The sequence below is a fragment of the Mucilaginibacter mallensis genome (assembly GCF_900105165.1).
Classification (GTDB): domain Bacteria; phylum Bacteroidota; class Bacteroidia; order Sphingobacteriales; family Sphingobacteriaceae; genus Mucilaginibacter; species Mucilaginibacter mallensis.
This window is the reverse complement of sequence record NZ_LT629740.1, coordinates 5,608,861-5,623,832: the sequence shown is the minus strand read 5'-3', so window position 1 is coordinate 5,623,832 and position 14,972 is coordinate 5,608,861. Positions and strand designations below refer to the sequence as shown.

Annotated in this window: 9 protein-coding genes; 5 read left to right on the top strand and 4 right to left on the bottom strand. The window is 43.9% G+C overall.

Translation table 11 applies throughout. From position 1 onward, the window contains the following. Window positions 1–5 precede the first annotated feature (5 nt). Window positions 6–3,416 carry a gliding motility-associated C-terminal domain-containing protein gene (locus tag BLU33_RS23145; protein ID WP_091379065.1) on the bottom strand — a complete coding sequence of 1,137 codons (3,411 nt, stop codon included), beginning with the start codon at window positions 3,414–3,416 and terminating at the stop codon, window positions 6–8. Window positions 3,417–3,574: 158 nt separating this feature from the next. Between BLU33_RS23145 and gcvP the strand changes: the two genes are divergently transcribed. Both gcvP and BLU33_RS23135 read left to right on the top strand, forming a co-directional pair. After that, a complete protein-coding gene (gcvP, locus tag BLU33_RS23140) occupies window positions 3,575–6,484 on the top strand; it encodes an aminomethyl-transferring glycine dehydrogenase (protein WP_091379062.1) in 2,910 nt (969 codons plus the stop codon). A gap of 383 nt (window positions 6,485–6,867) precedes the next feature. Further along, complete coding sequence (locus BLU33_RS23135; RefSeq protein ID WP_091379060.1) at window positions 6,868–7,287, top strand: response regulator; 420 nt, start codon at window positions 6,868–6,870, stop codon at window positions 7,285–7,287. On the opposite strand, the gene BLU33_RS23130 is transcribed toward BLU33_RS23135, so the two are convergent. Then, a complete protein-coding gene (locus BLU33_RS23130) occupies window positions 7,284–8,054 on the bottom strand; it encodes an MBL fold metallo-hydrolase (protein WP_091379057.1) in 771 nt (256 codons plus the stop codon). The two genes, BLU33_RS23135 and BLU33_RS23130, sit on opposite strands and share 4 nt — an antisense overlap. A 502-nt stretch (window positions 8,055–8,556) precedes the next feature. On the opposite strand from BLU33_RS23130, the gene recJ reads away from it, so the two are divergent. The 3 genes from recJ (at window position 8,557) to BLU33_RS23115 (ending at window position 12,606) form a co-directional block, all read left to right on the top strand. After that, window positions 8,557–10,254 (top strand): single-stranded-DNA-specific exonuclease RecJ, encoded by a 1,698-nt coding sequence (recJ, locus tag BLU33_RS23125; protein WP_091379054.1) that lies wholly within the window; start codon window positions 8,557–8,559, stop codon window positions 10,252–10,254. An 84-nt stretch (window positions 10,255–10,338) separates the two neighbouring features. Next, a complete protein-coding gene (gene lptB, locus BLU33_RS23120) occupies window positions 10,339–11,079 on the top strand; it encodes an LPS export ABC transporter ATP-binding protein (RefSeq protein ID WP_091379052.1) in 741 nt (246 codons plus the stop codon). A 6-nt stretch (window positions 11,080–11,085) separates the two neighbouring features. Beyond that, a complete protein-coding gene (locus tag BLU33_RS23115; protein WP_091379048.1) occupies window positions 11,086–12,606 on the top strand; it encodes a GH3 auxin-responsive promoter family protein in 1,521 nt (506 codons plus the stop codon). Between the two features lie 219 nt (window positions 12,607–12,825). Here BLU33_RS23115 and pfkA read toward each other — a convergent pair whose 3' ends face one another. Next, entirely contained in the window at window positions 12,826–13,803 is a 978-nt protein-coding gene (gene pfkA, locus BLU33_RS23110; protein WP_091379045.1) for a 6-phosphofructokinase, read from the bottom strand. A gap of 329 nt (window positions 13,804–14,132) precedes the next feature. Next, window positions 14,133–14,729 carry an HD domain-containing protein gene (locus BLU33_RS23105; RefSeq protein WP_091379044.1) on the bottom strand — a complete coding sequence of 199 codons (597 nt, stop codon included), beginning with the start codon at window positions 14,727–14,729 and terminating at the stop codon, window positions 14,133–14,135. Window positions 14,730–14,972: the final 243 nt, after the last annotated feature.

Sequence of the window (14,972 nt, the reverse complement as noted above, 5' to 3'; positions counted from 1 at the left end):
GAGGCCTACCTTATCAGCGTTAAACTTCCCGAAAGTAAATTGCACTTAGCATTCAAATTAATAATATAATAATAAACCCCCGCAGCCAGTTTTTGCCCTTTATAAGTACCGTCGAAAGGTTTGGCATAACCCTTTGATTCGAACAGTAATTGCCCGTAGCGGTTAAACACCTGTATGGTGGCATTGGTATAATTATCAATGTTCTTTATCTGCCAGTAATCATTAATGCCATCGCCATTAGGGGTAAAGGCGTTCGCTATATCAGTAGATGATACACCTACGGTTACATCAATCTCGGCCCGGCTGCTTTCGCAGGTACCATCCACCTCGCTCACATAATAACTAACATTGCCCGGTACATTAATATTAAACCTGCCGCCTTTCTGCTCATCAAGTGGCTGGGTGGCGCTCTGGCTTGCATACAAACGATACGTAGTATTAGCCGAAGGGTTATTTACAGTTAACAGGCCATTGCCACTGCTGCATAATTGCACATTGGTAACAGACGGAGCCGGAGGGATATAAGTTTGTTCAGTTACCGTATATGTAATATCAACACTGCCGCAACCGTTGTCGTTTACGTGCAAAATATAAGTTCCCGCGGCCACGTTGGTTAATTGATTAGATGTCCCTAACGATTTATTGCTAGCATCACTCCATGCATAAGTATAGGGTGGTATACCGCCTGTAATGGTAGTAGGGCCAACACTGCCATTGTTCAACCCGCATTCATCGGCAGTAATAGTTGCATAATTGGCCACTGTAAATTCAGGGTATTGATCTATTGTGTAGCTGTTATATAATTTCTCGCAGCCATTATTGTCGGTTAAATAAAGCTGGTAAGTACCCGCCACAACATTACTTAGGCTTGAACCAGTCTCTACCGTTGTACCCTGTGCATCAACCCAGCGTGCCGATTTCACCGACCCATCCGTAGCCACCGAGACCCCACCGTTAGCCAATAAATTACAGGCTTGGGTATAAGTAGCGGTATAAACAGGATATGGAAACGATATCGGCTGCGTTATGATATAAACAGCACTGCTTTTACTGCAGCCATAACTATTTGTAGCGGTAAGTGTGTAACTGCCTGGCGCAAGTGCGCCAACATCGGGCGTTGTGGTTATTAAAGTATGGTTATTCGCATCTGTCCATTTATAACCGCTCGCACCGGTAACCTGTATACCAGTTATGGAGCCTGTACCGCCGCAAAGTGCATTGGTAATTTGCACTTTTGATTCATCCATAGTGATCCCGTTTACTTCAGGGATGATAATATCGGCGCTGTATACCGGGCCGCATTGAGTATCGTCAGTTACCTGGAGTTTGTATGTCCCGGCAGGCTGATTGATGAGATCGGCACTGCTGCCCACCTGCTGTTGCTGTGCGTTAAGCCATACGTATTTTAAAGTGCCGGTTCCGGTAACGGCTATATTGGTGATAGAGCCTGTTGATTGCCCGCAATTGGTTGGCTGGATGATTTGGTTGGCTTGATCGATGTTGGGGCCGGTGCTGTTTTTTATAGAGACAGGCCCGTAGGTTACCACACAGTTATCTGTGGTAACGACCGTGAAAGTATAATTACCTGCAGCAACATTATCCAAATTATATCCGCTACCTACATTATTTAAATTTCCATCGGTCCAGGTTGCTGATTTTATGGTATAGTTTGAAGTGTTGTCAATATATAACCCATCAATAGAACCATCGTCTTTCCCACATTGATTTTGGCTTATTTTCAAATTAGCATCATTAATATGAGGTGTTGCATCTATTAAAGTATATGAATTACTTTTAACATTGCAAAATGAGCCTAAATAAGCGGTAAAAGTATAGGTTCCGGGAGGCAGGTTGTTTATGTCTGGCGAGGTGCCAACTATTTTTCCGGTCTGATCTGTCCATTCCGTTTTGGTGCTGTTTACAACCGTTATCCCTTTAATACTTCCGTTGCTATTTCCACAGGAAGGATTTTTAATAATAGCGTTGTCAGCATTATATCCAACTTTAGTAAATAATGAAGTTCTGCCATTGATAGAAGCAGATGCTGAATATCCAGAAGATAAACCAGTTGCAGTGAACTTCCATGTACTGTCAGAATTAGCGGTAACCGAGCCTAAATAATGTGTCGGCTCACATAACTGGCACTCACTATCGCTAAATACCTCAACTTCAGACATCGGTGTTGCCTTTCCGCTTATTATATTACCGTTTACCGCGTTTATTGAAATAACAGGCAATTCTACCATCGATTCAGTCACAGAATAAACTCCGTAAGCTCCAGCTTTACAAGCTATACTATTCCTCTGAATAAGAATATCGTAACATTTATATGCAGAAATAGCTTGAGAATTTTGCCCATAAAAAATGCTGTTTATTATACTATTAGCATCGCTGGGATCCGGGCCGCCAATTATTGCCTTTTTAACTGAATTTAGTGCATATGGAGATATGATTGAAAAACTTTTCCCAGGATTAGGTGGATCTATATTACAACGATTCCCCCTTATTAAAACCTCTTCAGAAATGTTTGAAATAACTAATGAACTATTGTAATTAAGTATGTTCGACGTTATTTCTAAATGTTTAATATTTGATAAGCCGCCATAACAATAACTACCATTATCAGCATTATAACCTATAATATTATTTTTAAATATACAAGAATCAGAATCAAAAGAAGCCATTCCCGTTTGTGGATCAAGGCCTGAGACAGCAAATTGAGTACTATTCCTGCCATAAATAAACATATTGCCTTCTTTGGCGGTATTACCGCCTATTATGATTCCATTACTACAATAAACTTGCAGATTACATGTCCAGGCAGTGGCTTCTACTTCAGATGTGAATGGATCTATTCCAAACAGATTTGCCGAAACTTTACAATTATTGCAATAATATAAATAGACCGGTTCCTCTATAAGGGAAAATACATTGCCCTTATCTACTGCGCCTATAATAACGTTTGAAGAATGGGTAATATAAATTCCGGCACCATCATAATTACTTGACTCAAATAATGAAAAATAAAAGCCGTCTATTTCTATATTATTAACATCTTCGCCCTTGAAAGCATAACTTTCAGCTGGATATTGGCCAACGGTATTCTGAGTCAGCGTAATCTTAGCATCAGAAATCCCAAATTTGTTACCCGGTTGAGTACTACCGTCAATGATCAGGTTTGATGAAACATTTGGAAGTAATGATAACAGCGTTATCGTCCTCCCTGCCTCACTCAAATCCGGCAAATTAAAATTTATATAATCCTTCTCCGTACTCCCATTCGCAGCCGCCTGCGTTAAAGCATCCCGCAAGGTCCCCGGTCCCGAGTCTGCATTACTGGTTACCACAAATACGGCACAAAATCCGCGTAGGCAAAAAAACAGGAAAAACAGGCAGAGGAATAATTGTTTCGGCATTAGGGTAATCACGCAACCAAAATACTACTTTCCTGCACAATCAGCTAATTAAATTTGGGTTAACAGCTACTATAAAACCAATGTCAATATATGATTAGCTAATTGTTACTCACCGCCTAAAATTGTACCTTTGCACAAATTTAACTGCTCTCCATTACATGAAGCTGAACATAGACTACCAGGAAAAATTCCAGTCGAGGCATATAGCTCCTAATCAGGCTGATACTGCTCAAATGTTAAAGACCATCGGCGTTAATTCGCTTGATGAATTGATAGATCAAACTGTGCCTGCGGGCATCAGGTTGAAAGCACCGCTGAATTTACCGGTTGCAAAAAGCGAGTTCGATTACCTGAATACGCTTAAACAAACCGCGTCAAAAAACAAGGTATTCAAATCGTACATAGGTCAGGGTTATTATGATGTGATAGTACCCGGCGTAATACAGCGCAACATATTGGAGAACCCCGGATGGTATACCCAATACACCCCTTACCAGGCCGAGATAGCACAAGGCCGTTTACAGGCGCTGTTAAACTTCCAGACCATGGTTATCGACCTTACAGGAATGGAAATTGCCAACGCATCACTACTGGATGAAGGCACCGCGGCTGCAGAGGCTATGTTTATGCAGTACAGCCTGCGTAAAAACCAAAATGCAAATACTTTCTTCGTTTCGCAGGAGCTTTTCCCGCAAACTATTGATATTTTAAAAACCCGTTCTCAGCCTTACGGTATTGAACTGCAAATAGGCGACCACCGCACTGCTGAGCTAACCGACAATATGTTCGGCGCTATAGTGCAATATCCTGCCGGTGATGGCGAAGTTTATAACTATGCTGATTATGCTGCACAGGCACATGCAAAAGGCATTAAATTAACTGTTGTTGCCGACCTGATGAGCCTTGTTCTGTTAACCCCTCCGGGTGAATGGGGCGCTGATATAGTTGTTGGCACCAGTCAGCGTTTCGGCGTACCAATGGGCTTTGGCGGCCCGCACGCAGCATTTTTCGCTACTAAAGAGGAATACAAAAGATCTATCCCCGGCCGTATAATTGGTGTTACCATTGATAGCGCAGGCGATTATGCCTTACGTATGGCCTTGCAAACCCGTGAGCAGCACATCCGCCGCGATAAAGCAACCTCAAATATTTGTACTGCACAGGCATTACTGGCAATTATGGCTGGCATGTATGCCGTATACCATGGCCCGCAAGGCTTAAAGCTGATCGCAGAAAGGATCCACGGCTTATCCGTTTTATTATCAGATTCATTAACGCAATTAGGCTACGAGCAGCTTAACGATACTTATTTTGATACCGTTAAGTTTGACCTGGGCGTACTAGCCGGTCCGATCCACGCCGAAGCCCTTAACAACGAAATGAACTTTCACTATAAGGGTTCAGTTGCTACTATTTCTGTTGATGAAACAACTTCGGTAGAGGATATAAAAACAATGGTTCGCTTCTTCGCCAAAGTAAAGGGTAAAACATTGAACGATGTAAGCTTTGACGATCTGAAAGCTAACGTTAACTCAATCATCCCTGCTGAACTGCAACGCACATCAGCTTATTTAGCGCATAAATTATTTAACTCGCACCATTCAGAACATGAAATGCTGCGTTATATCAAATCGCTTGAGGCAAAAGACCTTTCGCTTTGCCACTCCATGATCGCCTTAGGCTCATGCACCATGAAACTGAACGCCACTACCGAAATGGTACCAGTTACCTGGGCGGAGTTCAGCAAAATGCACCCTTTTGCACCGGTTGACCAAACAGGTGGCTATATGCAGCTTTTTGATGAATTGAATAACTGGTTGAGCGAGATTACCGGTTTCGCGGCAATGAGCTTGCAGCCAAACGCAGGCGCTCAGGGCGAATACGCGGGTTTAATGGTTATCCGTGCTTATCATATGGATAGAGGCGAAGGCCACCGTAACATCGCTTTGATCCCCTCATCGGCACATGGTACCAACCCGGCATCAGCAGCTATGGCAGGTATGAAAATTGTTGTGGTTAAATGCGACGACAATGGCAATATTGATGTAGCCGACTTAAAGGCAAAAGCCGAGCAATATAAAAACGACCTGTCTTGTTTCATGGTTACCTACCCGTCAACACATGGTGTTTTCGAGGAGTCGATCATTGAGATCTGCGAGATCATCCACCAAAATGGCGGCCAGGTTTATATGGATGGCGCTAACATGAACGCGCAGGTTGGCCTAACCAGTCCGGCTAATATAGGCGCTGATGTTTGCCACCTGAATTTACACAAAACCTTCTGCATACCGCATGGCGGTGGCGGCCCGGGCATGGGCCCTATCGGCGTAGCCAAACACCTGGTTCCGTTTTTACCGGGCCATGCTGTGGTTGATATCGACAAAGGAAAATCTATCCACGCCGTATCAGCAGCACCATGGGGTTCAGCATCTATATTAATTATATCACACGCTTATATAGCCATGATGGGCGCCGACGGTTTAACCAACGCAACCCGTTACGCAATACTAAACGCTAACTATATTAAAGCCCGTTTGCACCACCATTACCCCGTATTATACACCGGCGTACATGGTCGCTGCGCGCATGAGATGATATTGGATTGCCGCTCCTTTAAACCTTTTGGCATCGAGGTTACCGATATTGCCAAACGCTTAATGGATTATGGTTTCCATGCGCCAACTGTATCCTTCCCGGTTGCGGGCACGGTAATGGTTGAGCCAACCGAATCAGAGCCAAAACATGAGCTTGATCGTTTTTGCGATGCCATGATAGCTATTCGCCACGAGATTGACGCGGTTGAAAAAGGCTTATCCGACAAAATAGACAACCCGTTAAAAAATGCACCGCATACGGCCGCTGTAATTACAGCCAATGAGTGGGAGCACCCGTATACCCGCCAAAAAGCGGCATATCCGCTGCCATATGTTGCGGCCTACAAGTTCTGGCCATCAGTTGGCCGTGTTAACGATACTTATGGCGATAGAACACTGATCTGCTCATGCCCGCCATTAACGGATTATGAGTTTGAAGAAAGCGAAGTAACTACCCCGGAATACGGAACATGATAAATTGAGTGGAGTACAGAAATGCAAATGAGTTTATTTGTATACCTATACTCCGCACTTGTCATCCTGAGGAACGAAGGATCTTTTAAGCGTTAACACGCGGAAAGATTCTTCACTCCGTTCAGCATGACAGAAAATAAGGCCGCCCAAAACAGCGCTAAATATGCGCGATCTTTTAGCCCAAAACTGGACCAGTGTAACTTTATAATTAATGGTTTTAAGGCTTGAAAAAACACGATTTTCACTCCCCTAACAGATAACTTATTAATTAAATATTTTTACACTATCTTTATACTGCCTATCATAAATGTTTTTTTCTAAAACTTTTAGGAATATAACTTTTATTTTAGAGCACCGTATAAAGGATACGAATACCTATACAAATGAATAGTAATAACCGGGACATTAGCATTTTGTTAGTTGACGACGATGAGATAAACAATTTCATCTCCATTAAACTAATAAAAAAAGCTTTATTGTCTACCGAAATTGTGGCTTGCTTAAATGGAAAATTTGCCATTGAGCAGCTTATTGAAATGCAGAAAAAGGGCCTAGACAAGCTACCGGATTATATTCTACTCGATATAAATATGCCCATCATGAATGGTTGGGAGTTTTTAGATGAATATCTGCGCTTAAATATCGACCCATTAGGTAAAACCAAGATATTTATCATTTCCTCATCCGTTTTCAGCAATGATATTAATAAAGCACGATCATACCCGCTGGTAAAAAGCTTTATTTCCAAACCCCTGAGTGTTGAGAAGATCCGGGAAATGTTCGAAATTGCGAACCAGGCCTAAACCGGGATAACGCTAAAATGCTCATCAGTATAAGTTACCTTTCCTACCGCTATCGATTTTGCATGATAAAACAAGCAGGTCCAGTCGTCCGCCGCGGCTTTTTCACCATATTCCTGCCTTAACTGCATGGCTTTATGGCCATCGTAATCATATTTAGCCACAAAACGCCTTAATAATTGCTCCGGCTCAGGCAATTCATCGCCTCCAAAGAAGCATTTTTCACCTTTATCCTCAATCAAAAAAACCTGGTGATAAGGGCAGTGGCCACCCGACAGCTCATAGGTAATACCCGCTTTCAATTCACCCGATCCCTCCACCAATGTAAGATCAACCTTACCTTGCAACGCTTCAAAAATTTCCTTATGGTAGGATGATGATTTGCCTGACAGCCCAAACTCCCACTCTCCCTTTTGCACCACATGCGTAGCATGCGGAAAGCTAGGTACCAGTTTGCCATTTCGTTCTACCACCAAACCGCCCGAATGGTCGTAATGAAGGTGCGACATCAAAACCAGCCTTACCTCATTGGGGTCGAAACCTGCGTTGCGGATATGCTGATGAAGATATAATTCATCGCGGGTATCTTTATAACCAAGCCCGGTATCAAATAATATCAGGTCGGTATCGGTTTTAACCAAAAACGGGTTAACGTGTATGAACAACGATCCCGGCCTGTCCTTAGCGTTATCAGTTTGCGGGTTAAAAGGAATAAATTTTTTAGAAGCATCTACCGAATATGATCCCTCACCTAGCGCGAAAATCTCCATTACTTATTATATAATTAATACATCATTATCATTTCTTACCCTCTTTCCCGCTTGCGGGAGAGAGGGTGGTCGAGCGCAGCAAAGACCGGGTGAGTCGGCGGAGCGCGTTGAAGCTATCTACACCATAGTTCCCCTCTTGAGAGGGGTTAGGGGTGTGTTGTACGTTTGCATTTGGGCGTTGCCGGCGGCCCGGGCTGTACGCTCATACTGCACAGGCATTAATCACGGCCTGCACTGAGGCTCTCGATTGGCCGGTATCCGCTGCCATCCCTAACGCATTTTACCCCCTCCGTCTCCTTCGTCGACACCTCCCCCTAAGTTTAGGGGGAGACCGGATGGGGTACACGCGCTCCGTTAACTCACCCCGACATTGTTTCACTCGTCGACCCTCTCTCCTGCAAGCGGGAAAGAGGATTAAAAACATCCTCAAATCATCTGTACATTTGCACACCCGCACATCTGCACATTTTCTTTATCTTTACTGTTCAATAAGCACAAAGATATGCAAAAACGGTGGGCGATACGGGAAAATACGGATGAAGAAGCAGTAAGCAATTTAGCCGCCGCATTAGCTATCAACCCCGTTTTAAGTAAACTGCTGGTACAAAGGGGCATTGATAATTTCGAGGATGCCCGTTACTTCTTCCGCCCCGACCATCGCCACCTGCACGATCCTTTCCTGATGAAGGATATGGACAAGGCTATTGACCGCATTGAGGAAGCCATAAAAACCAACGAAAAGATATTGGTTTATGGTGATTACGACGTGGATGGCACCACGGCGGTATCGGTAGTATATGGTTTCTTTAAAAAATATCACCGCCACCTGGAGTATTATATCCCCGATCGTTATAAGGAAGGCTATGGCATATCCACCCAGGGTATTGATTATGCTGCGGAGCATGAATTTTCGCTGATTATAGCGCTGGATTGCGGTATAAAATCGGTTGAAAAAATAGCCTATGCCAATGAGCTGGGAATTGATTTTATCATCTGCGATCACCATACACCAGGTGATGAACTACCGGAAGCTGTTGCAGTGCTGGATCCAAAACGTGCCGATTGCGAGTATCCTTATAAAGAACTCTCCGGTTGCGGCATAGGTTTTAAACTAATACAGGCTTTTGCCGAAAGGAATAACATCCCGTTTGAAGAAGTAAGCTGCTATTTCGACCTGGTAGCCATCAGTATTGCCTGCGATATTGTGCACATAACCGGCGAGAACCGGGTACTGGCTTATTATGGCTTATATAAACTGAATAACAATCCCTGTATCGGTGTAAAAACGCTGATGGAAGTGGCAGGCAAAACCAGCAATTACAGCATAGCCGATATTGTTTTCCTGCTCGGGCCGCGCATCAACGCCGCAGGCCGTATTGACGATGCCAAACATGCGGTTGAATTGCTGATAGCCTGTAATGAGGATAGCGCCAAAATAAAAGGTGACCTCATCAACATAAAAAATACCGAGCGCAAGGGGCACGACCTCTCCATAACCGATGCAGCGCTCAGCATGATAGATAATGATGCTATATTAATCGGCCGTAAATCAACCGTGGTATTTAATGAGAACTGGCATAAGGGCGTTATAGGTATTGTGGCCTCACGCCTTACCGAAAAATATTACCGCCCAACCGTAGTGCTCACCCGCTCTAACGGGCATGTGGCAGGTTCGGCACGTTCCGTTTTAGGTTATGATCTTTACGAGGCATTGTGCGGCTGCAGTGACCTGCTTATCCAGTTTGGAGGCCATAAATATGCAGCAGGATTAACCATGGCTCCCGAAAACGTGGAAGCTTTCATCAACCGTTTTGAGGAGGTAGTTAGTTCCACCATTACCGATGAGCAATTAGTACAACAGATACTGATAGATGCTGAACTGAATTTAACAGATATAGAATCGAAGTTTTTCCGCATCCTGCACCAGTTCTCGCCGTTTGGGCCCGAGAATATGTCGCCGGTGTTCATCAGCAAAAATGTGTATGTTAGCGGCAATGCCGGGTTGGTAGGGAGCAACCACATCAAGATGACGGTAATGCAACCCGGCTCGGCCATGTTTGATTGTATAGCCTTTAATCACGGCGAATACCTGAGCAAAATAAAAAAAGATACCCCTTTTGATATTTGTTATAGCATTGAGGAAAATATTTGGCGGGATAAACGTTCTATACAATTAAATATTAAAGGAATAAGGATGTAACATCAAAAGTCAAAAACTTTTGCGCGGAGATGCCCCGTAATTATTGAAGCTTTTTTGAATTTTGAATTTTTACTTTTGAATTAAATGAATCTAAGGGCAGATAATTTATTAAAGAAATATAAACAGCGTACAGTTGTAAATGATGTATCATTCAACGTTTCGCAGGGCGAGATAGTTGGTTTGCTTGGGCCGAATGGTGCTGGGAAAACCACTTCATTCTACATGATCGTAGGCCTGATAAAACCTAACGAAGGCACTATCCATTTAGATGACCAAAACATCACCGGCGACCCCATGTATCGCCGTGCACAAAAAGGTATTGGCTATTTAGCACAGGAAGCATCGGTTTTCCGCAAGCTATCTGTTGAAGATAACATTAAGGCCGTGCTTGAAATGGGTAAAATGCCCAAGGAACGCCAGCGGGATAAACTGGAAGAACTGATAGACGAATTCAGCTTGCATAAAGTGCGAAAAAACCGTGGCGACCTGCTTTCCGGTGGTGAACGCCGCCGTACCGAGATTGCCCGCGCCCTTGCCGCCGAACCTAACTTTATTTTGCTGGATGAGCCCTTTGCCGGAGTTGACCCGATAGCGGTGGAAGAGATCCAGGCTATGGTTTATAAGCTAAAACACCGCAACATCGGCATCCTCATCACCGACCACAACGTGCAGGAAACATTATCCATTACTGATCGTGCCTACCTGCTTTTTGAGGGAAAAATACTCGAATCGGGTGTACCGGAGATATTGGCTGCTAATGAAATGGTGAGAAAAGTTTATCTTGGTGCAAACTTTGTATTAAAAAGAAAAACGTTCGCTATATAACACCTTATGGCAATTTTTAACTCTGTTTTTACCTGGTTCATGAAAAAGCGTATCCACCAGATAGAGCTTTTTATGAAATACCCCAACGAGGTACAGGAGGAATGGTTTGAACAATTGATATCAGGTGCAGAACAAACCGAGTGGGGCAAGCTGTATCAGTATAAAAGCATCAGCAACCTTAGTCAGTTTAAACAGCGTGTACCCATCCAAAATTATGATACGCTAAAACCCTACATTGAGCGGATGCTCAAAGGCGAGCAGAATGTACTTTGGCATTCGGGTATCAGGTGGTTCGCCAAATCATCGGGTACTACCAGCGACAGGAGCAAATTCATCCCCGTTAGCGAGGAATCATTAGAGGAATGCCATTTAAAGGGTGGTAAAGATATGCTTACCCTCTACTTTAATAACCGACCCAACGCCCGCATTTTTACCGGTAAAAGTTTAACACTGGGTGGCAGCAACCAGATTAACCAGTTGCACCCCGATGCCTCTTTTGGCGATCTTTCGGCCGTGATCATGAAAAACCTCCCTCTCTGGGCCGAGTTTTACCGTACGCCACACCTGGATATCGCGCTAATAGAGGACTTTGAGGAAAAGATAGAAAAAATGGCGCATGCCACTATTGATGTTAATGTTACCAGCCTGAGTGGTGTACCTACCTGGAACCTGCTGCTTTTTAAGCGCATCCTCGAGATCACCGGCAAAAACAACCTGCTGGAAGTTTGGCCCAACCTCGAGCTTTATTTTCACGGCGCGGTAAACTTTACGCCTTACCGCGAGCAGTTCAGGAAGCTGATCCCTAATGATGACATGTACTACCTGGAAACCTATAATGCCTCCGAAGGCTTTTTTGGCATACAGGATAGCTTTGATTCCGGCGATATGCTGCTCATGCTGGATTATGGTATCTTCTACGAGTTTTTACCACTGGAACACCTGAATGACGATAACCCCAAAACATTAACATTGGATGAGGTAGTGCTAAACAAAAATTACGCGCTCATCATCAGCACCAATGCCGGTTTATGGCGGTATATGATAGGGGATACCGTGCGTTTTACCTCGCTTGCGCCATACCGCATACAGATAACCGGTCGCACAAAACATTTCATCAATGCCTTTGGCGAGGAGCTCATCATTGATAACGCCGAACGCGCCTTAGCAGAAGCCTGCAGCCAAACAGGTGCCATCATCCGTGATTATACTGCCGCCCCCGTATATTTTAATGGCAATGAATGCGGCGCCCATGAATGGGTAATTGAGTTTGAACAAAAACCCGCCGAGTTTGAGCGTTTTGTTGACCTCCTTGATGAAACTCTGCGCCGCATCAACTCCGATTATGATGCCAAGCGCTTTAAGGATATGGCCCTGCGCCGCCCTATAGTACGCAAAGCCCCACAAGGCACCTTCTTTAACTGGCTCAGGGAACGTGGCAAACTAGGCGGCCAAAACAAAGTACCCCGCCTTGCCAATAACCGTGAGTATATGGATAGTATTTTAAAGATGATGGAGTTGGTAGGGTAATACCTGCTCTCTTACTGTCATGCTGAGGTACGAAGCATCTATTTTACAAGCGACGTACATCGCGCATAGATCCTCCTCTATCGCTCAGGATGACTAATTCATTTTAAACAAAAAACCTCGTTACATACCATCTCAGCATGTAACGAGGCCTCATTTCCGCCAGCCAGCGGATCTTAATAATTTTATAAACCCGAAATCAAAATTCCGAATTCCGATATTCTATAGTGACAGTATCTCTACTATCTTCAAAAACTTAGCGTTTATTTCGTGGCTGTGTTTAATAGCATGATCAAACGGGGTATAGGAGATCTCGTTATGTATAACGCCTACCATTTCACCACTGCGGCCATCTCTCAATGCTTCAACCGCCGCCACACCCACACGGCTTGCCAGCACACGGTCCATACAAGTTGGCTTGCCGCCACGTTGTATGTGCCCCAATATAGATACGCGGGTATCATAATGCGGGAATTTCTCGGTTATAATGCGGCCTATTTCAAAAGCGCCACCGGCATCGTCGCCTTCAGCTGCTATAATAATTCTTGATGTTTTGTCCTTACGGCCATTCTCCAGCCTGTCGAACAAACCGGCCATGCCTGTCTTGTTCTCAGGTATCAAAATAGCCTCAGCACCAGCTGCAATACCGGTCCTTAAAGCAATAAGGCCCGAGTCGCGGCCCATAACCTCTACAATAAATAAACGGTCATGTGATTCTGCCGTATCGCGGATCTTATCAACAGCATCAACTACGGTATTTATAGCCGTATCATAACCTATGGTAAAATCAGTACCGGCAAGGTCATTATCAATAGTACCGGGTAAACCCAGTACAGGTATGTCAAATTCCTGCCCAAATATCTTTGCACCGGTGAATGTACCGTCGCCACCAATGGCTATAAGTGCGTCGATATTGTTTTTCTTTAAATTTTCGTAAGCTATTTTGCGGCCTTCAGCAGTTTTAAACTGTTCGCTGCGGGCGGTTTTTAAAATAGTGCCGCCACGTTGTACAATGTTCGATACTGATTTGCGGTGCATAGGCACAAAATCACCCCTTATCATGCCTTCATAGCCACGGATAATGCCCGTAACGGCTATATCATAATATAATGCTGTACGTACAACTGCCCTAATGGCAGCATTCATGCCCGGCGCATCGCCGCCTGAAGTATAAAGTCCGATATTTTTAATTTGCGTCATTTTTTTTGAAAGGCGCTTCTTGCGTTGTATAAATTGTACTTAAACGTTTGAGTAAAGTCAGTCAGGGATAATTAGCGCACCCTTTAATTTCCGCAAAAATACATTAATTTTTTATCCGAGTAAGGCTTTTTGCGTTTATTGTTAAAAACGTTCCCGATTAACTGACAGGTATACAGTTAAAGAAAAATATTTGCTTTAATGATAGCTTGCCCTCTTTACCGCTTGCGGAAGAGAGGGCGGTCGAGCGGCGGAGCGAGGACCGGGTGAGTCGGCGGAGCGCGAAAAGTAATCTACACCATAATCTCCTCTTGAGCGTGAGATACCCAATATTAATCAGCCACTGCTAATATACCATTCTTAACACTTTCGTCAATCAGTTCTTTCGCGAACGCCCAAAGATGTTCTGAGCCTTTGGCAATTACACCTTTCTTCTCCAATACTTTTTCATACCGCACATCAAATTCTTTCCAGGTACCACCTTTGTTTGATATATTTTGCAACAACGGTTCTAATCTATCCATAGCCCGGGCAAATTTTGCTTCCATTGTTTCACCTGATTCAAATTCCTCCCATATGGCGATCAATTCCTCTGCCTGCTCAGTAGGCAGCAAACCAAAAATACGTTCTGCAGCTTTTTGCTCTGCTGCTGTATTGGTATGGCTGATGTTTGTATCGTACAGAAATATATCACCGGCATCAATTTCAACTACATCATGTATGAGCAGCATTTTAACAACTTTCAAAACATCTACCGGCTCATTGGCATATTCTGCCAAAATAATAGCCATTACCGCCAGGTGCCAGCTATGCTCGGCATCATTTTCGTTTCGCTCGCTGTTAAAGAGTTTGGTTTTTCGCAAGATGTATTTAACCTTGTCGATCTCGTGGATGAAGGCCACTTGTTTAAGAAGATGCTCAAAATTCATAATTCTTATGTTTAAGCATTGCAAATATAATGATTATTACGGGAAGGGTATCTGCACCATAGTTCCCCTCTTGAGAGGGGTTAGGGGTGTGTTAGGCGTTATTTAGACAACTAATCACTGATCAGCCATTCTCTAATAACTAACATTTGGGCATTGCCTTCGGCCCGGGCTGTTCGCTCATACTACACTAGCCTTAGGCGCGAGGCCGGTATCCGCTGCCATCCCTAATGCATTTGCTTTTCA